At 65.2% G+C, this 16,049-nt stretch carries 21 protein-coding genes; 9 read left to right on the top strand and 12 right to left on the bottom strand.

Features of this window, described 5'->3' with window-relative positions; translation table 11 throughout:
- The first annotated feature begins 170 nt into the window (after positions 1-170).
- Positions 171-1,145, top strand: a complete 975-nt coding sequence (gene nrdF / locus G9E11_RS02300; protein WP_190602563.1) for a class 1b ribonucleoside-diphosphate reductase subunit beta — start codon at positions 171-173, stop codon at positions 1,143-1,145.
- A gap of 131 nt (positions 1,146-1,276) precedes the next feature.
- Complete coding sequence (locus G9E11_RS21710; RefSeq protein ID WP_479686148.1) at positions 1,277-1,501, top strand: DUF5956 family protein; 225 nt, start codon at positions 1,277-1,279, stop codon at positions 1,499-1,501.
- A 464-nt stretch (positions 1,502-1,965) separates the two neighbouring features.
- Here G9E11_RS21710 and G9E11_RS02305 read toward each other — a convergent pair whose 3' ends face one another.
- The 6 genes from G9E11_RS02305 to G9E11_RS02325 form a co-directional block, all read right to left on the bottom strand.
- Positions 1,966-2,433 (bottom strand): hypothetical protein, encoded by a 468-nt coding sequence (locus G9E11_RS02305; RefSeq protein ID WP_190602565.1) that lies wholly within the window; start codon positions 2,431-2,433, stop codon positions 1,966-1,968.
- 496 nt (positions 2,434-2,929) lie between these two features.
- Entirely contained in the window at positions 2,930-3,958 is a 1,029-nt protein-coding gene (locus G9E11_RS02310) for an alpha/beta fold hydrolase (protein ID WP_311764277.1), read from the bottom strand.
- Positions 3,955-4,113 (bottom strand): hypothetical protein, encoded by a 159-nt coding sequence (locus G9E11_RS20905; protein WP_246468644.1) that lies wholly within the window; start codon positions 4,111-4,113, stop codon positions 3,955-3,957. Before G9E11_RS20905 ends, G9E11_RS02310 begins: the two co-directional genes overlap by 4 nt.
- Positions 4,110-4,550: a hypothetical protein gene (locus G9E11_RS02315; protein WP_190602567.1), complete on the bottom strand. Its 441-nt coding sequence runs from the start codon at positions 4,548-4,550 to the stop codon at positions 4,110-4,112. The genes G9E11_RS20905 and G9E11_RS02315 overlap by 4 nt, the downstream gene beginning before the upstream one ends.
- Complete coding sequence (locus G9E11_RS02320) at positions 4,547-4,807, bottom strand: hypothetical protein (protein ID WP_190602569.1); 261 nt, start codon at positions 4,805-4,807, stop codon at positions 4,547-4,549. The genes G9E11_RS02315 and G9E11_RS02320 overlap by 4 nt, the downstream gene beginning before the upstream one ends.
- Complete coding sequence (locus G9E11_RS02325) at positions 4,804-5,298, bottom strand: type 1 glutamine amidotransferase family protein (RefSeq protein ID WP_218625935.1); 495 nt, start codon at positions 5,296-5,298, stop codon at positions 4,804-4,806. The genes G9E11_RS02320 and G9E11_RS02325 overlap by 4 nt, the downstream gene beginning before the upstream one ends.
- A 111-nt stretch (positions 5,299-5,409) precedes the next feature.
- On the opposite strand from G9E11_RS02325, the gene G9E11_RS02330 reads away from it, so the two are divergent.
- The 3 genes from G9E11_RS02330 (at position 5,410) to G9E11_RS02340 (ending at position 8,077) form a co-directional block, all read left to right on the top strand.
- Positions 5,410-6,027 carry a DJ-1/PfpI family protein gene (locus G9E11_RS02330; protein WP_203219236.1) on the top strand — a complete coding sequence of 206 codons (618 nt, stop codon included), beginning with the start codon at positions 5,410-5,412 and terminating at the stop codon, positions 6,025-6,027.
- Between the two features lie 299 nt (positions 6,028-6,326).
- The gene (locus G9E11_RS02335) at positions 6,327-7,580 is read left to right on the top strand and encodes a hypothetical protein (protein WP_190602571.1); all 1,254 of its coding nucleotides are present in this window, start codon (positions 6,327-6,329) and stop codon (positions 7,578-7,580) included.
- A 71-nt stretch (positions 7,581-7,651) separates the two neighbouring features.
- Positions 7,652-8,077 carry a ChaB family protein gene (locus G9E11_RS02340; protein ID WP_190602573.1) on the top strand — a complete coding sequence of 142 codons (426 nt, stop codon included), beginning with the start codon at positions 7,652-7,654 and terminating at the stop codon, positions 8,075-8,077.
- Between the two features lie 2 nt (positions 8,078-8,079).
- On the opposite strand, the gene G9E11_RS02345 is transcribed toward G9E11_RS02340, so the two are convergent.
- Entirely contained in the window at positions 8,080-8,604 is a 525-nt protein-coding gene (locus tag G9E11_RS02345; protein WP_311764278.1) for a DUF2087 domain-containing protein, read from the bottom strand.
- A 390-nt stretch (positions 8,605-8,994) separates the two neighbouring features.
- On the opposite strand from G9E11_RS02345, the gene G9E11_RS02350 reads away from it, so the two are divergent.
- The 3 genes from G9E11_RS02350 (at position 8,995) to G9E11_RS02360 (ending at position 11,433) form a co-directional block, all read left to right on the top strand.
- Positions 8,995-9,834, top strand: a complete 840-nt coding sequence (locus G9E11_RS02350) for an aldo/keto reductase (RefSeq protein ID WP_190602575.1) — start codon at positions 8,995-8,997, stop codon at positions 9,832-9,834.
- 30 nt (positions 9,835-9,864) lie between these two features.
- The gene (locus tag G9E11_RS02355; RefSeq protein ID WP_190602577.1) at positions 9,865-10,377 is read left to right on the top strand and encodes a mycothiol transferase; all 513 of its coding nucleotides are present in this window, start codon (positions 9,865-9,867) and stop codon (positions 10,375-10,377) included.
- 81 nt (positions 10,378-10,458) lie between these two features.
- Positions 10,459-11,433 carry a dienelactone hydrolase family protein gene (locus G9E11_RS02360; RefSeq protein WP_190602579.1) on the top strand — a complete coding sequence of 325 codons (975 nt, stop codon included), beginning with the start codon at positions 10,459-10,461 and terminating at the stop codon, positions 11,431-11,433.
- A gap of 22 nt (positions 11,434-11,455) precedes the next feature.
- Here G9E11_RS02360 and G9E11_RS02365 read toward each other — a convergent pair whose 3' ends face one another.
- The 4 genes from G9E11_RS02365 to G9E11_RS02380 all read right to left on the bottom strand — a co-directional run bounded on the left by G9E11_RS02365 (position 11,456) and on the right by G9E11_RS02380 (position 14,690).
- Positions 11,456-12,052, bottom strand: coding sequence for a DoxX family protein (locus tag G9E11_RS02365; protein WP_190602581.1), 597 nt, complete (start codon positions 12,050-12,052; stop codon positions 11,456-11,458).
- A 63-nt stretch (positions 12,053-12,115) separates the two neighbouring features.
- Positions 12,116-12,484, bottom strand: a complete 369-nt coding sequence (locus G9E11_RS21360) for an Hpt domain-containing protein (protein WP_190602583.1) — start codon at positions 12,482-12,484, stop codon at positions 12,116-12,118.
- 142 nt (positions 12,485-12,626) lie between these two features.
- Positions 12,627-13,751: a 23S rRNA (uracil(747)-C(5))-methyltransferase RlmC gene (gene rlmC / locus G9E11_RS02375; RefSeq protein WP_190602585.1), complete on the bottom strand. Its 1,125-nt coding sequence runs from the start codon at positions 13,749-13,751 to the stop codon at positions 12,627-12,629.
- A 45-nt stretch (positions 13,752-13,796) separates the two neighbouring features.
- On the bottom strand, positions 13,797-14,690 hold the full coding sequence (locus G9E11_RS02380) for a ribonuclease Z (RefSeq protein ID WP_190602587.1): 894 nt from the start codon (positions 14,688-14,690) through the stop codon (positions 13,797-13,799).
- Between the two features lie 229 nt (positions 14,691-14,919).
- On the opposite strand from G9E11_RS02380, the gene G9E11_RS02385 reads away from it, so the two are divergent.
- Positions 14,920-15,174, top strand: a complete 255-nt coding sequence (locus tag G9E11_RS02385; protein ID WP_190602589.1) for a hypothetical protein — start codon at positions 14,920-14,922, stop codon at positions 15,172-15,174.
- A gap of 133 nt (positions 15,175-15,307) precedes the next feature.
- Here G9E11_RS02385 and G9E11_RS02390 read toward each other — a convergent pair.
- The coding region (locus G9E11_RS02390; RefSeq protein WP_194717749.1) for a glycoside hydrolase family 16 protein at positions 15,308-16,049 on the bottom strand (742 nt) is incomplete at its 5' end.

Below are 16,049 nucleotides of genomic sequence, written 5' to 3' on the forward strand. Positions count from 1 at the left end.
TAACGGTCGTTAAGACGATCGTTCGGTCGACGAAAACTGCTCCCGCGCCAGGCAGGTGAATAAGCTCATAGCAACGAGAATCTGGCGATTTTCAGAGCCCCTAGGGACTAGAATTGATCGCTGGACGTTGGAATGATCCGGCGCTCGAAGCATCTGGCGGAAGGATAAATATGACGGAGAAGGTCAAGCTGCTTGCGCACGTCGAAGCCATCAACTGGAACCGTATCCAGGACGACAAGGACGTGGATGTCTGGAACCGCCTGGTCAACAACTTCTGGTTGCCGGAGAAGGTGCCGCTGTCCAATGACGTCCAATCGTGGAACACCCTGACGCCGGCGGAGCAGCAGCTCACCATGCGCGTGTTCACCGGCCTGACCCTACTGGACACCATCCAGGGCACCGTTGGCGCCGTATCCTTGATTCCGGATGCGCTCACCCCGCACGAAGAGGCTGTTTACACGAACATCGCCTTCATGGAGTCCGTGCACGCGAAGAGCTACTCCTCCATCTTCTCCACGCTGTCTTCCACTAAGGAGATCGACGAGGCGTTCCGCTGGTCCACCGAGAACGAGAACCTTCAGAAGAAGGCCCAGATCGTCATGGACTACTACCAGGGCGACGACCCCCTGAAGCGCAAGGTGGCCTCCACGCTGCTGGAGAGCTTCCTCTTCTACTCCGGCTTTTACCTGCCGATGTACTGGTCCTCGCGCGCCAAGCTGACGAACACGGCTGACCTGATCCGCCTGATCATCCGCGACGAGGCTGTGCACGGCTACTACATCGGCTACAAGTTCCAGAAGGGCCTGGAGAAGGTTTCTGAGGCACGCCGGCAGGAGATCAAGGACTACACGTTCGAGCTGCTCTTCGAGCTGTACGAGAATGAAGTCCAGTACACTCACGACCTGTATGACGGCGTCGGCCTCGCCGAGGACGTCAAGAAGTTCCTGCACTACAACGCCAACAAGGCGCTGATGAACCTGGGCTACGAGGCCATGTTCCCGGCTTCGGTCACGGACGTGAACCCGGCCATCCTGTCAGCCCTGTCGCCGAACGCCGACGAGAACCACGACTTCTTCTCGGGCTCGGGCTCGTCCTACGTCATTGGTAAGGCAGTCAACACCGAGGATGAGGACTGGGACTTCTAGGCTCGGAGAACCTCAAAAATCTGCGTATTTGAGTACGGCCCCGCACCCATTTGGGTGCGGGGCCGTACTTAGTTTTCTTCTCGGCAACCGGTGAGCTGGATCGAGATTATAGGCTTCGTCACAGGTGCGACATGCGTCTACCGCGTTGCCCGCCAAAACGTCCTCCGGGTTTCCGCTGGTTCGTAAGGCTCCCCGCACAGTTCATAAGTTGGGACGAGTTCTCGGCCGCCGCCACCCGGTCTGTCTACGCCCGGGCGCCCCAGCCGGTCCACCCGTCCGAGATCGCACCCATCATTAAGCAGGCCATTCAGCGGCTGTACGCCGGTCAAAAGGATGCGCACCGCCGGCTGGGCTGAGATCGTCCGCCGGGTCCGGATGCAAGCTGGGGGAATGCTTTCCGGACCCGGCGATCTGAAGCTGCGGTTCGCGGCTACCTCTGCTTCAGTGACAAGACCCAGTGTGTATCCGGCACATTGTGAAATGCGTGGTCCACCTGAGAGCCTGCGCCCACTTTGACCCCCAATCTGAGGGGGCTGGGGGCAGCATCCAAGGTTTTCCCAAGCACGGGTATAGTCGCTTCCATGCCACCACAGCCTGCCAGCAGGTCAGCCAGGGGATTCTTCGTGCCCTGCCCGCCGCTGGCGTCAACCTGCTCAGCGCTTGCGGGCACGGCAGCGACCAGTCAGTTGATCAGCGGCACATGCATCCCGTTCCTCGTCGAGCGGGGGACGGGATTGATACGTGGCCCGAAAGTGGATCGACGGCCAGGAGCGACGCTCTAGGCCGCCACGCCAGCGATCATGCTGTGTACTTGCAGGCCTCAGGCCCCGGGGAACCGTGACCTAACGTCACCACCGGGGCAACGGTCGGCCTCCGTACCGTCAACGGTCACCTTCGCTGACCACTCAAACTTGTCCCCGAGACCCTCCAGCTTGGCTAGCGGGTACCGGACGCTGACCTGCTTGTCTGCGGCCACAGCTCCGGTGGTGATGTTTTCCTGCTTGCCACTCCCAGCCTCGGTCACGAAGTTAGCGGTCTCTTTGCCGTCTTGAAACTTCACTCCGAACTGGTATTCCTTGCTGCCGTCCGAGCTCCACGCCCTCACGGCGTACAAGACGGTCCCGGTGGTCGGAACGTTCGCCACCGTGTTGAACGAGGCCAACATCTCTGTGCCGTCGCTGAGCAACCGAGCTTGAGTGAGGTCAACAACCTTCGACGCTGAGTCGCCCGCCTTGTCCTTGCAGATCGACTCGCCGCCCACGGCCTTGCTCGCGGTGCTAGGTTCCATGGCCGGCGTCGTTGCGGCCGACGGTTCCGGACTGGGCTGCGTGCTGGAACTGGATGCGCAACCCGTGAGCGCGAGCACTGCGACGGCAAAAATCCCGCAAGATTTCCTCATGCGCCTATCTAACCATGCGATAGAGCGACGACGTATAGCTTCGGGGACAGCGGGTCAAGTTGCCTTTGGAACGTGTTCTGCGCCTGCGCAAACGCGTAGCCGCACAGGCCGAAAAACAGGTAACTACCACTACTGCTCTAACTTCCGAGGGGGTGTTAACTATGAGTCGGGCGGATAACAGTGTTGAAGCCCTCCGGACGGTCTGCCGGCGTCCGTCCGGGTCAGGCTAGCCGGGCTCGGCGCACTCCCCCAGCAGGTGCCGAGCCCGGCTACCCGTCGGCGTTCCGGGATGGTGTCGCCTGCCAAGGGCCGAAGCCTCCTCGCGACAAGACCTTCGCCTATCTTGCCTGAAACTTTCGCCGATCTTGCCCTAGCGGAGTGAGCATTAATTCGAGCCTAAGGGGGTGAACATCAATGGCTGACGACAAAGAGCTGCTGGACTGGCTGTCTCCCCGCAAGCAGCGGGAAATCGACAACCAGGCCGCGTTCCTGCGCTACCTGCTGGAGCGCGAAGACGCTGCCGCTGCAGGGGGTGACAAGTCTTAGGGCATTTGCGGGACGGTGCGAGGACCGAAGCGGCATCCTCAGCGCGTGTTGGTGGTAAGGAAGGCGTTGATCTTGCTGGCCATGGCCGGCGCATGGTCCAGTGCAGGTAGTGCCCGCCGGGGAGTGTCACTGTTTCGTGCTTTCGGACGTTTTGTAGCCGGCTTTCGTGCAGGGCAACGTCCGCCGGGGTCTCCTTCGCCGAGGCGAGCAAAGTGAGCACGGGGAGGTCGTCCGGGTAACGCATTGCTTGCACCTTTCGGGCGTTCTCGGCCATCCGGTTGGTCTCGTCGACGACGGAAGGGTTGCCGAAGTTCCAGATGGCCATCTTGCGGATCTGGTCCCGCTCGCGGGACGTGTAGGCGGTGCCGTCCGGTTCCACGAGGCCGGGTGCGATTGTGGCCGCCCAGCGGGGCAGGTCGCTTGCTGCGATGAGGCCTTCCCAGTTGATGCCGCCGCCGGCGACGCCGGTCTCTTCGGCGTGGATTGTTCGGGCGGCGGGCACTGTGGGATCGATGCCGATGACGGCCGCGACGTCGTTCCGGTACCGGTTGGCGTAAGCGAGCGTGTAGAAACCGGCGATGGAATGGCCAGCCAGAACATAGGGTCCGGGCACGTCCGCGTTTGCCAGGGCCTCATGCAGCTCGGAGGTGATGTTCTCGACAGTGCGTTCCACCGCGGACTGGTCGCTGTACCCGTAGCCGAAGCCTTCCACGACCACGACGTCGTAGTCCCCGAGTTCCCGGACGAGCGGTGCAAAGTCCAGCGCCGATGCCGGCGTGCCGAGGCCACTTAGCAGCACGATGGACTGTCCTGTCCTGCCGTTCCCTGGGGTGCGGACGACGTTGAGCGCACCGTGGCTTGTCTTCACTTTTTGCCCATAGGGCGCGGTGGCGGACCGCGGTTCATGGCGAGGTTGGCGAAAGTCGAGACGAGAAGGAGGCCAGCCACGATGGCGGCGGTGTAGCCGAGTGCGCGAAGCCGCCGGTGCGGTTTCCTGTTCCGGGGTGATGCAGTGGCAGTCATGACGGATCCTTTCCGGCCATGTGTTCGAGCTCTGGTTTGCGGGTCTTCCGGTCCCTGAAGTACTGGGCACGGCGAGGAAGGCTGGGCAGTGCACCGGCGCCGGCAGCCAGGACAGCTGTAAGGAAAAGCAGCCAAGTGGAGCGGGTGTCGGCGGCATTGGCGTCCAAATGCAGCTGCCCCGTGGGGTAGTCGATGAATTTGGCAGTTGTTATTGCTGTTGCGTTCCCGGCGTGTCCGGCCAGCTCTTCGATAGCGACGTCGAAGGCTCCGCGCTCCGGTGATTGAGTCAGGGCCGTGGGCGTAAGCTGCTGACTCCCGGCCCAGGACAGGAGTCCGGAGTCGTGGGCGGCGGGCCCGGGAAGGATCAGCCTGTCCAGATGAGGCTCTCGTGATGCAAGGGGAGTGGTGAGCAGCACAAGGCCGTGTTTGGTCCTCACAGTGGGCGCCGCGCGAGGGCAACTGTGCGCGCGGCGCCTGAGACGGTGTACACCTCGAATGCGGCCACGGCGTCGAGTTCGCTGATGCCGTCCGTCAGCCCGATCCCTACTGTCGGCCGGAACCAGGGCAGGACGGCGTTGAGGACCACGGGAGCGTCACCGGTGTTGAAAGCCTGTTCGGCGATCGCCGTACCCTGGGGCCCTTGACCAGCCGGGATAGCCGATCTCGGCGCCCACTCTTGCAGCCTCAGATTCACCGGCAAGATCGTGCACCAGCTGGAGGGCCGCGGGGATCCGGTGCCGGCGCCCTGCCGGCATCGATGTCACCGAACGTCACCGCCGGGACCACCGCCGGAGCCCCCGCGAGTCGGACCGGTGACCGGTCGGCCGCGACGGTTGTGACCGTGAACCTCGAGGACGTGGCGAAGACTTCATAGGGTGCCGGCACGTCGGCTGCCTCGGTCCCACTGCTGCCCAGCACGAACGCGACCCGGATCCTTCCCGTGCCGTCAGCCGCCCCGGAGCCGCCAGACCGCGTCCCCTCGGGAAGGGCGGGTGGAAGGGCGGGTCTGCTTTCCAGGCCGTTGTCGCGCCCGACTGCGGCGATCCCGGCAACCAGGACTGAGGCAACGACCGCGGCGGCGAGCGCAGCAGCCAGCGCAGCGTGCACCAGTCGCCGAGCCACCGCCCTGGCCCTGCGCCGGGCGGGCGGGGAAGAAGCCGGGAGTGAATGTCGAAAGTTGATCATGGGCTAAGACTGCCAATCGGGAGCAGCGCGGGGGAGTGGTAAAAATTGCCACCATGAAAAGGATCCTGCAGGCAGGGATCGGCACAGTGGCCCCGTGGGTACAGTGGCCCCATGCACCGTGTCGTTGCGCTCGCCTTGCCGGACGTCGTCGCCTTTGACCTCGCCATTCCAGGACAGGTTTTCGGCCATGAGGACGAGCGGCAGCTGTACTCGTTTGCGGTCTGCGCAGCCGAACCCGGCCTGGTCCCGACCACCACCGGGTATGCCATTCACGCCGCGACGGGGCTCGAAGCCCTTCTGTCAGCCGACACCATCGTTGTGCCCGGCTTCAGCCCGCTCACGGAACCTCCTGCCAATGTCTGCGACGCGCTTCGCGCGGCTGCCGGGAACGGGGCCCGGGTGGTGTCCGTCTGCACAGGGGCTTTCGCGCTGGCGGCTGCCGGACTCCTTGACGGGAAACGGGGCACGACGCACTGGAGGAACGCCCAGCGCCTGCAAACCCTGCACCCGGCGGATGGTCGTGGCCCCGCACCGCGAAGGCGGCCAGGCCAGTTCACGGAGCGCCCGGTGGCCGGGCCGCTGACCCATTTCGCTGAAACTTGCGCCTGGGCCCGGCAGCATCTGGCAGAGCCGCTGACAGTCGTCGACATGGCTGCTCACGCCGGCTGGGCACCCAGCAGTTTCGCGCGCAAGTTCCTGGCAGACGCGGGGACAACGCCATTGCGCTGACTGACCAGCCAGCGCATTGCCGAGGCCTGCCGCCTGCTCGAAACGACCGACCTGACGTGCAGGCGGCTGCGGCCAGGACAGGCCTGGGAACGGCAGCCAACTTCCGGCTCCACTTCATGCGCGAACTCAGCACCACACCCTCCAGCTACCGCCGCCTTTACCAGGGGCGGAACCGCAGCCTGACGCGGGAGGCGTAGTGGCCAGGAGCACGCCCCTGGCTGCAGCGCGCCGGGTGGCACGGTGCGCGGATGGTAAGTACCGTCGTCGTAAGAACCAACGCGCAATCAGTCAGGGGCAGCATGAGCAAGAGCAGCAGGAACCGGAACAAGCGCAAGGGTCCCGCTGGCACTGGAAGTTCCGCCGCACGCGGCTCGTCGCCCGCTTCCCTGAGCTCGTTCCGGGCCGGGCGGGCCGTGGACTCGCTCGCGCCGGCGTTTGTCCGGTGGTTCGACGACGGTGCTCCCGGCGCTGCTGCCACCGCCCTCGATTGCCTGGCAGCCATAGAAAGCGTCATGGGCCGGTACATGGACCGAGTGGCCGCTGCGGACCTGACACGCCTTGATCCTGTGATCCTGGCCGACGCCCTCGCCGCCGATCTCGCCGCCACAGCGCCAAACGACGACGACGACCGTGGTGAGTTTGTCATCGCCGCCGTGCACGGGTTCGTCGACTTTCTCGCGGATACCGACCGGTGGTCAGGCCCAGCGGAACAGCTCGCCGACGTCGTTGACCTGCTCAACGCCCTTCTGGGGGAGACGGAAGATTGGCGGCTCGTCGAAGTGCCCGTTATTTCCGACGACGACGCCCTGAAGGTCTTCTCGGAGCTCCCGCTGATCCAGCGGACCGCCGCACTGCTTCAGTGGATCGGCGATGCGAAGCCGGTGACCGGAACCGGCGCGCTCCGGACGAAGGACATCGAAGCAGCGGCCGCGTGCGTCGGACTGAAAGCCAGGGGAGGCCCCAAACAGGCTGGGGTCCCGCATGCCGGGAACGGCGGTTCGGAAAAGCCCGTGCCAACAGTCCGCAGCATGTATGAGGTGCCGTTGCTGGCGCAGGTGTGGGAAGCGCTGGCCCGCACTGAACTGATCAAGATCGGCTCAACGAAGGCGGCACCGACGCCGGCCACCGCCGTTTTCCTGGGCGGCGAAACCCCGGACCGGCTGGAGGAGTTGGTGTTCTTCGTCGACCAGTTCCTCGCGGCCTCCGTACTCGGCTACGACCCTGAACAGCCATGGGAAGTTCTCGTTGCCGCAACGGTGGCCTCGATCCTGCTGGCGGCGGCCTCGGCGGATCCTCCGCGGAGGGACACTGTGCTGGACCCCCGGACCGGTGCGTCACCGGAGGAAAGGGCGACCGTCGAGGCTCTGAAGGCCGCGGCCGTGAGCCAACTGGAAGCACTTGCCGAGCAGGGCATCCTCACGATCGACACGCATTTCCGGGTACCGCCTGCCCTGGTCCGGTGCATAGCGAACACCTATGAGGACGCAACGGTGCTGGAGGACCTGGGCCTGCTGGACATCCCGGACCTCGATCTGGATTCCGAGGATGCCTAGGACGGCTCAAGCATAAGTGCCAAGCTGGTTTCATCCGCAGAATCGGCAGTTGATGAAGGAGCGTTGGTGGCATGCCCAAGACCGGCAAGAACGATCACGCCCGCAAGGACGAGCTTCCGTCGACCCTGCAGCGTTCTGAGCAGAAAGCCCAGGACACTTTCGCCAAGACCTACGATTCAGCCCTTGAGTCCTATGACAACGACGAGCGCCGGGCTGCCCGGACAGCCTTCGCATCCCTGAAGCACAGCTATGAGAAGGTGGGCGACCACTGGGAGCCTAAGGAGAAGCCCGGCCCCTCTGACCAGCACGCGGCGGAGGGCTTGGATTCATCGGCTCCCACCGCCGGAGGGGTGGATGCGAACGCCTCCAAGGAGCACCTTTACAAGCGCGCCCGGGAGCTGAACATCGAGGGACGTTCGAAAATGGACAAGGACGAACTTGTCGAGGCCATCCAGAAAGCCAACGATGCTGCCACCCGTAAGGCGCGCGGGGACTGAACCTATCCTTCCCTGGGGCGGCTGTATGAAGACCCCGACGGCGTGCGCTCCAGCACGCCGAAATCGATCATGTAGCGGCGCAGCAGCACCACATCGTCGGTGTAGCCCAGGAGCCGTTCGTTGACCTTTCGTTCAGAGAGTTCCTCGCCAGGTTCGAACGTCTCACTGGCGATCCAGGCCAAGAGCTCCCGCCGCTCCGTCTGGTTGGCCGGATATCTGTCGATCCGGCCGAGACGCATGAAGCGCGCCACTCCAGTCTGTGCCTGGCGCTTGGGCTGCTGTGTGAGGAGGTCGTGAAAGATGGACTCGGACGCCTCCAGATCATCGCCGGCACTCCGTTCGATCAGGCCAGCGTCGAGCAGAGCGGCGATGGCCCGGTCCCGCCGTTGGCCGGCCGGGCCGGAAGACACGTCATCGTGCCTGGTTCCGAGGACAATTTGCGCATAAGCGGTCCGCGCGTCGCGGTTGGCGAGGGCTGCCATGACCCGCCGCCAGTGCGGCCCGCTCTGCCTGGTCTCTCTGCTCACGGAACTTTCCCCTTTTGCTCTGGTGATTGCAGATTTTGCTCTGGTGCTGCCGGACCCGTGCCCGTTAGCGTTGGCGGGTACCACAGGAAAAATCGTAGTCCCGGGCCGGGCGGGCCGAAAGGCGCCGCACCTGGTGATGCGACTGCTCTGGCGCCGGGCCGTCGTCGTGATGTGAAATGGTGCTGGGACAAACACCGTGAGGATAAAAATCGCAGTGAGCGGGCCTGAAACGGCAGAGAACAACCTGGGCTATTGCGCTGGCCGTGTTGGGCGCATGGCTTTGCAGGAAGTCATACCAATGGTCCAGGTGGCCCGCTCACCCTTAGGGGTGCTCCGCCGCCCGGTGGGAGGCATACTTGGGATTGCCTGCCCCAGCAACGGAAGATTCTGATGACGACCCACCCAGCCGAACCGAACGTCACCCTGAACAACGGGGTCCAGGTCCCGCAACTCGGTTTCGGCGTCTTCCAGGTTCCGCCGGAAGAGACCCAGCGCATTGTCGAGGACGCCCTGGAAGCCGGCTACCGCCACATCGACACGGCCGCGGCGTACCGGAACGAGGCCGCCGTTGGCGCCGCCATCGCTGGCTCGGGGATTCCGCGTGAGGATATCTTCCTCACCACCAAACTGCGCAACGGGGAGCAGGGTGTGGCCCAGGAAGCCTTCCAGAACAGCCGCCGTGCATTGGGCGTCGATTACGTTGACCTGTACCTGATCCACTGGCCGGTGCCGTCCCGGAACCTTTTTACCGAGGCATGGAAGGCGATGGAGAAACTGCACACCAACGGCGAGATCCGCGCGATCGGTGTGTCCAACTTCCTGGCGGACCACCTGGATACACTCCTCCAAAGCGCGGACGTCATTCCGGCGGTCAACCAGTTTGAGCTGCACCCGACGTTCCAGCAGTCCGAACTGGCGGCGAAGAGCCGCTCCCTGGGCATTGCCGTGGAGGCTTACAGCCCGCTGGGCCAGGGCGCTGATCTGGACGCCGCGGCTGTGACATCCGTTGCCGGCAAGTACGGCGTCACCCCTGCCCAGGTGGTGCTGGCATGGCACCTCGCCCAGGGCACCATCGTCATTCCCAAGTCAGCCAACAGCGGCCGCATGCGGGACAACCTGGCCGCCGTCGGCCTCGTTCTGGCGCCTGAAGAGTTGGCCGACATCACCGCCCTCGAAGCCGGTGCACGCATCGGTTCTGATCCCGCCGTCGCCGCCCACAGCCAAATGTAAGCCGCCCACAGCCAGATGTAAGGGGACCCGATGAAATCCAATGAACTATTGCTGGACGCCTTTGGCCGTGTACGGGAGATCGTGGACGCCACGCTCGACGGGCTCGACGACGAAACCCTGGTCCGCCGGGCCGCCGGCAACGGGAACTCCATCGCGTGGCTGATCTGGCACCTCAGCCGGATAGAGGATACGCAGGTTGCTTCCGCTGCCGGCTTGCCCCAGATCTGGACCTCGCAGGGCTTTGCCGGCCGTTTTGGCCTCCCGCTTCCCGAACACGACACCGGCTACGGCCATTCGTCGGACAGCGTCGACGCCGTTCGGGCCCCGCGGGAGCTGCTCGCCGACTACTACGAGGCGGTCCACCGGCAGACCGTGGAGGTGCTTAGCAGCCTTGGCGACGATGACCTTGACCGGGTCGTTGATACCCGCTGGGACCCGCCGGTCACTTTCGGCGTCCGGCTGGTCAGCACGGTTGCCGACTGCCTTCAGCACGTGGGGCAGGCCGCATACGCCAGGGGCCTGAAAGACGGCGGCCGGGCCTGACAGTCCGGGCGTCCACGCGGTCCCCTTGCCTGGCGGTGGGGTCCAGAGGAGGATAAGCGGCAAAAACTCCAGGAGGCCGTGATGACCCAGCTTGGCAAGTTTGAGAAGTACCTGATTGAGGAATTTTTCGACGACTACCGGGCCGGGGCCATGAGCCAGCACACCTTCACCCGCCGGGTGGCGTTTATCACCGGCAGCATGGCCGCCGCTTCCGCCGCGATGCTCCTGGTCGGCTGCACGCCGCAGGAAGTTCCGCGCAGCACCGACCCCATGCCCACTCCCACCCCGGCGTCCGGCTCCGCCACAGGCACTGCCTCCGGGGGCGCCGTTCCCGGGGCGAAGAGCCCGCTGTCCGTTCCCGAGGGGGCAGCCGGAATTACGACGTCGACAGTCAAGTTCCCGTCCGGCGGCACCGAGATCAGTGGTTACCTCGCCCGGCCCGCAGCCGGGAAGCCCGGCCCCGCCGTCCTGGTCTGCCATGAGAACCGGGGGCTGACTCCCCACATCCAGGACGTGGCCCGTCGATTTGCCAAGGAAGGGTATGCGGCGCTGGCGATTGACCTGCTGAGCAGGGAAGGCGGCACGGCGAGCCTGGACCGGGATGCCGTCCCGGGGGCCTTGACGCAGGCGGGCGCGAAGCGTCACGTGGCGGACTTTTCGGCGGGGTTCGATTACCTGCAGAAGCAGGCCTTCGTGGAGCAGGGCCGGATCGCCATGACCGGCTACTGCTTTGGCGGCGGCATCACCTGGCAGTCGGCGGTAGAGATTACGGGGCTCAAGGCGACGTCGGCCTTCTACGGTCCGGCGCCCGACCTGGACAAGGTGCCATCCATTAAGCCCGCGGTGTTCGGTGTCTACGCTGAGCAGGACGACAGGATCACCGGACCCATGCCGCAACTCCGGGATGCCCTCGCGGCCACGAGTGTGCGCAACCAGCTCAAGGTTTATCCCGGCGTCGACCACGCCTTCCACAACGACACCGGCGACCGCTACAACGAGCAGCAGGCTACGGCCGCCTGGAACGACACGCTGGCGTGGTTCAAGAAGTACGTCTAGCGGTGGCCTAACGCGCGGTGGCCTAGCTCGCGCTGTCCTGGTCCGCGCTGTCCTGGCCCGCGGCGTTTCCGGCGTCCGGGCCGGAGGCGTCGTGGGCCAGGGCCTTTTGGCGCCGGTAGACCTGGATTGCGATGGCCGTCGGGATGACGGCCAGGGCGACGGCCCGCATCCAGGGGCGGTCCAGGACGTGGCCGGTGACGGAGTCGAGGGAGAAGCTGCCCGGCCCGCCAATCGTGAAGGATGCTGCCGCAAGTCCCAGGACGGCTGGGTATTCCAGCCCGCCCTCGGTGGCGAAGAAGCCGTTGGGGGCGTGCACGCTGGCCGCAACGCCCATGGTGGTGGCAGCAGCCGCGCCGGCGGCCGGAGTGCCGAAGCCCAGCGCGAGTGCCAGACCGGCACCCGCTTCGCCCAGACCGGCCATGACCGCGCTTGGCTTCGCCGGCCGAAACCCCATGGCGTGCATACCCTTGCTGGTGCCCTCGATCCCGCCGCCGCCGAACCAGCCGAAGAGCTTCTGGGTGCCGTGGGCAACAAGGACGCTGCCCAGGCCCACGCGGAAAATGGTCTGTGCGGCAGTGGCGGCGGCCGGGGCGACTGGACTGATGCTCGTGCGGCTCATGTGAATCCTCCTGTAAACGGTTCAGCCGTTCGGCTGCTCTTCAGGCGATCTTGTCCGACGATTCTACGTCCGCGGGAGGTGCCCCTGGCGTCCGGCTTCACGCACCAGCAGCCGGATGTTCGCGTACAGCACTGCCCTCACCGCATCGGGCTCCAGCCGCTGCCCGCGCCGGATACGTGACTCCAGTTCCTTGCAGCAGCGCTCGAGCCGCAGGGCTCCGGCCATGGCGGACGTCGCCCTCAGGCTGACGACAGCGTCAGCCGCCATCCGCGCGTCGCCGCCGGCCAGGGCGCGGAGGATCTTCGACGCCCGGTCCGGCAACATCTGGAGGTAGTCATCAATGAAGGCTTCGGCGAAAGCCGGACCCACCTCGGTGGCAAGGACCTGCAGCGGACCGGCGTCCAGGACGGGAACATCGTCTGTGCCGGTCACTTCGCACCGCCTGCTGTCCGTCGCATGTTGTGCCCATCGGTTCATGCCGCGACCTTGCTGCGCGGCTTACCGGATACTTTTCCGCGAGGACCTCAAGACAGGAGAAACTTTTGCCGATGTTCGGATCAAGAATGTAGGCCGGCTAGGCCCGTTCGAGGAGCACCATCACTTCGTAATGCGTGGTTTGCGGGAACATGTCCAGCACCCTGGCCCGTCGTGCGGTGAACGAGGGGAGTGCCGCCAGGTCGCGGGTCAGTGACTGCGCATTGCAGCTGGAGTAGACCACGTGCTTCACGGAGGACGATTCCAGCCAGCCGCACAGTTCCTTGCCGATGCCGCGCCGCGGCGGATTGACGATAACCAGTTCGGGCGCCTGGGCCGCGGAGACGGCAAAGGCCGTGGCATCGCCCGCCCGGAAGTTCATGCGCTCCAGCCCTGCCTCGTCGCTGCTGAGCTTGGCCGAAACAATGGCTTCGCGGCTGGTCTCAATCCCGGTGACCTCACGGGAGGGATCTGCGCAGTGCAGGGCAAAGCCGCCCACGCCGCAGTACAGGTCCCAGACTGACGCCGGCGCCAGTTCGTTGACCCACTCGCGCCCCTGCCGGTACAGGGCTGCCGCCATGTCGCTGTTCGTCTGGAAGAAGCTCTGCGGCCGGAGGTGGAGGTCGAGGTCGTTGACGCGCATCCGCAGCGTGGACTGCTCGGTGAGCAGGATCTCGCGGTCGCCTTCCAGGACCGCCTTATGCTCCGGGTGCAGGTTGATGGAGACAACCTTTACCTGCGGCAGGGAGGCCAGGAGGTTGGGGAGGTGCTCCCGGACGCGCGGCACCAGCTTTTCCGAACGCAGGACCAGGCGCAGCATGATCTCGCCGTCCGGGGACTCCGTGATAATCAGGTGCTTGAGCTCGCCGCTGCGCCGTGGGACATCGTAGGGCGTCAGGCGGGCCCGGCTGATGAAGTCCGCCAGGACACGGAAACAGGCCAGAAGGCCGGGCGAGCAGACGCCGCACTCGCGCAGGTCAACGCCGCGGCCTTCGGCGTCCAGGATCCCGATGGTGGGGTTCTTGGCGGTTCCGCCCACCACCATCTTGGCCTTATTGCGGAAGCCGGACTCGCGGCTCGCGACAGGCGGCAGCCACTCTGCGGACGCGTGGTCGGAGAGAAGTGTCTGGCAGTGCAGTTGCTTGCCGGCCAGCTGCTCGTCGTAGGGCTTGCCCATATGGGTGCAGGAAAGGCAGCGGGCGGCATCAAAGTAGGAACATTGCATGTCTGGTTAATTCTACTTTTTCTGCAGGCTTCTTCTGGCCGCGGGTCAGGACGGCGGCCGCTGCCGCTTGGGAAGGCTGATCCGGTCCAGATCATTGGCAGGCACGACCGCGGTCCCTCCAGACCGTGCCCGGGCCTGCTCGGCCAGGACATCCACGTCGCCGTACCGGGAGGAAAAGTGGGTGAGCACGAGGGTTCCGGCGCCGCCGTTGGCGGCCAGGGCCCCGGCCTGCCCGGCCGTGAGGTGAGCGTACTGCGCTGCCAACGCGGCGTCGTCGTCGCTGAACGTTGATTCCGTGACGAGGAGGTCGACGCCGTCGGCCAAGCCCTCGGCTCCCTCGCACGGGGCGGTGTCCATGATGAAGGCGAAGCCCTGGCCGGCGCGCGGAATGCTGACGTCCGCAAGCCGCACACCCCGCAGGACCCCCTCCCGCTGCAGACGGCCCGCGTCCGGGCCCGTGATGCCCGCGGCCGCCAGCCGTTCCGGCAGCATGGTCCTGCCATCCGGTTCGGTCAGACGGTAGCCGTAAGTCTCAATGCGGTGGCGCAAGGGCCGCACCTCGAGCCCCGGGGCGATTTCCCCGGCAGCCGAGTGCGGTTGCAGGCGGAGGTCGATGCCGGGAGAGGCCACAGAGACGAGCGCCCGGACCACGTCCTCTCCGGACGCAGGATAGTGCAGGTGCACCGGGTGCTTTACGCCGTCCAAAGCCATGCGGGACAGCACGCCGGGAAGCCCGTAACAATGGTCACCGTGAACATGGGTCAGGCAGATGCGGGTGATCTGGTTGGCGGAAACACCTGCATGGATCATCTGCCGCTGCGTGCCCTCGCCGGGGTCGAAAAGGAGGCCCTCGCCGTCCCACCGCAGCAGGTATCCGTTGTGGTTGCGCGTCCGCGTCGGGACCTGCGATGCGGTTCCAAGGACGACGAGTTCGCGCATGACACCGAGTGTCTCACAGGCATGGCGGTCAGCAGGCGGTCGCCGGGAGCGGCTGCGCTCCCAGGCGTCAGCGCTCGCAGTCCTCAATATTTGTCGGCCCTCCACCCATCCACCTGGGAGGCGGCAACGAACAGATTGAACCAACCGTTTCGGTGCCCCGTGCTGGCCTCGGAATGTAGCCGCTGTAGCCGAACGGCGGTGCCATGCACTCGTGCGAAAAGAGCTACCTATGGCTGATAGACAGTTTGACCAGTTCCTCATGGAGGCCACTACCTCCGACGACGGTTCCGGATTCACTCTCGGGCCGGACCCCCTGTACGGCTTGTACACCAGCTGGTGTCATGTCACCGGCGCCGTGCCATCCGTGGAGGAGGCCTTCTGGGAGGGCATGCAAGGGCGCCTTAACCCCGAACCGAACGGCCTTCGCATGAAGGGGCCGGCAGCTGCGGATTACATCCTCGCCAGCTATCCGTCGTCGGTCTGAACACGGTTTCGTGTCCCTTGCATCCCTAGCCCTGAACGGCAGCAAGGCCAAGTGAGCACCGAGGGTGCCCGCTCAACGCGGACACCCTCGGTGCTCAATATCGACTTCTGCGGTTTGTCTACTTGCGGTTTGTCTACTTATAGACGCGCACCCAGTCGACCTGCATCCAGGAAGGCGTGGTGCTGGAACCGTCAGGGAACCAGTCGAGCTGCAGCGTCTGGTGCACGCTGCCGGAGGGCTGGTGCGCCGGGTTCGTATCGGTGAACGTCTTCACGCCGTCGATGTAGCCTGTGATGCCGGCCGGAGTCCACTCCACCGCGTAGTTGTGCCACTGGGTGGTGTCAACAGCCTTGCTGGCGTAAGTCTGCTTGGTGCCACTGCATGCGTAGTGCAGGAAGAACTTCACCAGGGTTGTATCGGAGGTGCTCTCGGCGTAGTCGACCTCATCACAGGTCGACGACGTGGTGACCGGGTTGAGAATGAGGACGGGGTGGTATTCCGAATCCCGCCGGTTCGTCTTCATGCGGGTTTCCCAGCGGCCGTACTTCTGGTTGGCAAACTTTGCCGACATGCCGCCGGTGGTACCGGCCGAGTCACCGCTGACGGTTGCCGCGCCGTTGGCCACCGACCACGCCTTGGGGCTGCGGATACCGTTGCCCGCATGGCCGGGGCTGTTGTAGACGCTCCACTTGGTGCGGTCCGGGGTGCCCGTGTAATTGAATTCGTCGCCGGCCACAACCGAACCCCAACCGAGCGCGCTGGCGGCCTGCGTGCCGCTTCCCGGCGTGGTGGCTGCCGGAGCGACAGCGGCCGGAGCAGGCTGGGCGGGAGCCGCCGCTGCCGTCGGCGCGGCGGCTACGGCGGGCGCGGTTGTG

Source organism: Arthrobacter ipis, assembly GCF_014694315.1.
Taxonomy (GTDB): Bacteria; Actinomycetota; Actinomycetes; order Actinomycetales; family Micrococcaceae; genus Arthrobacter; species Arthrobacter ipis.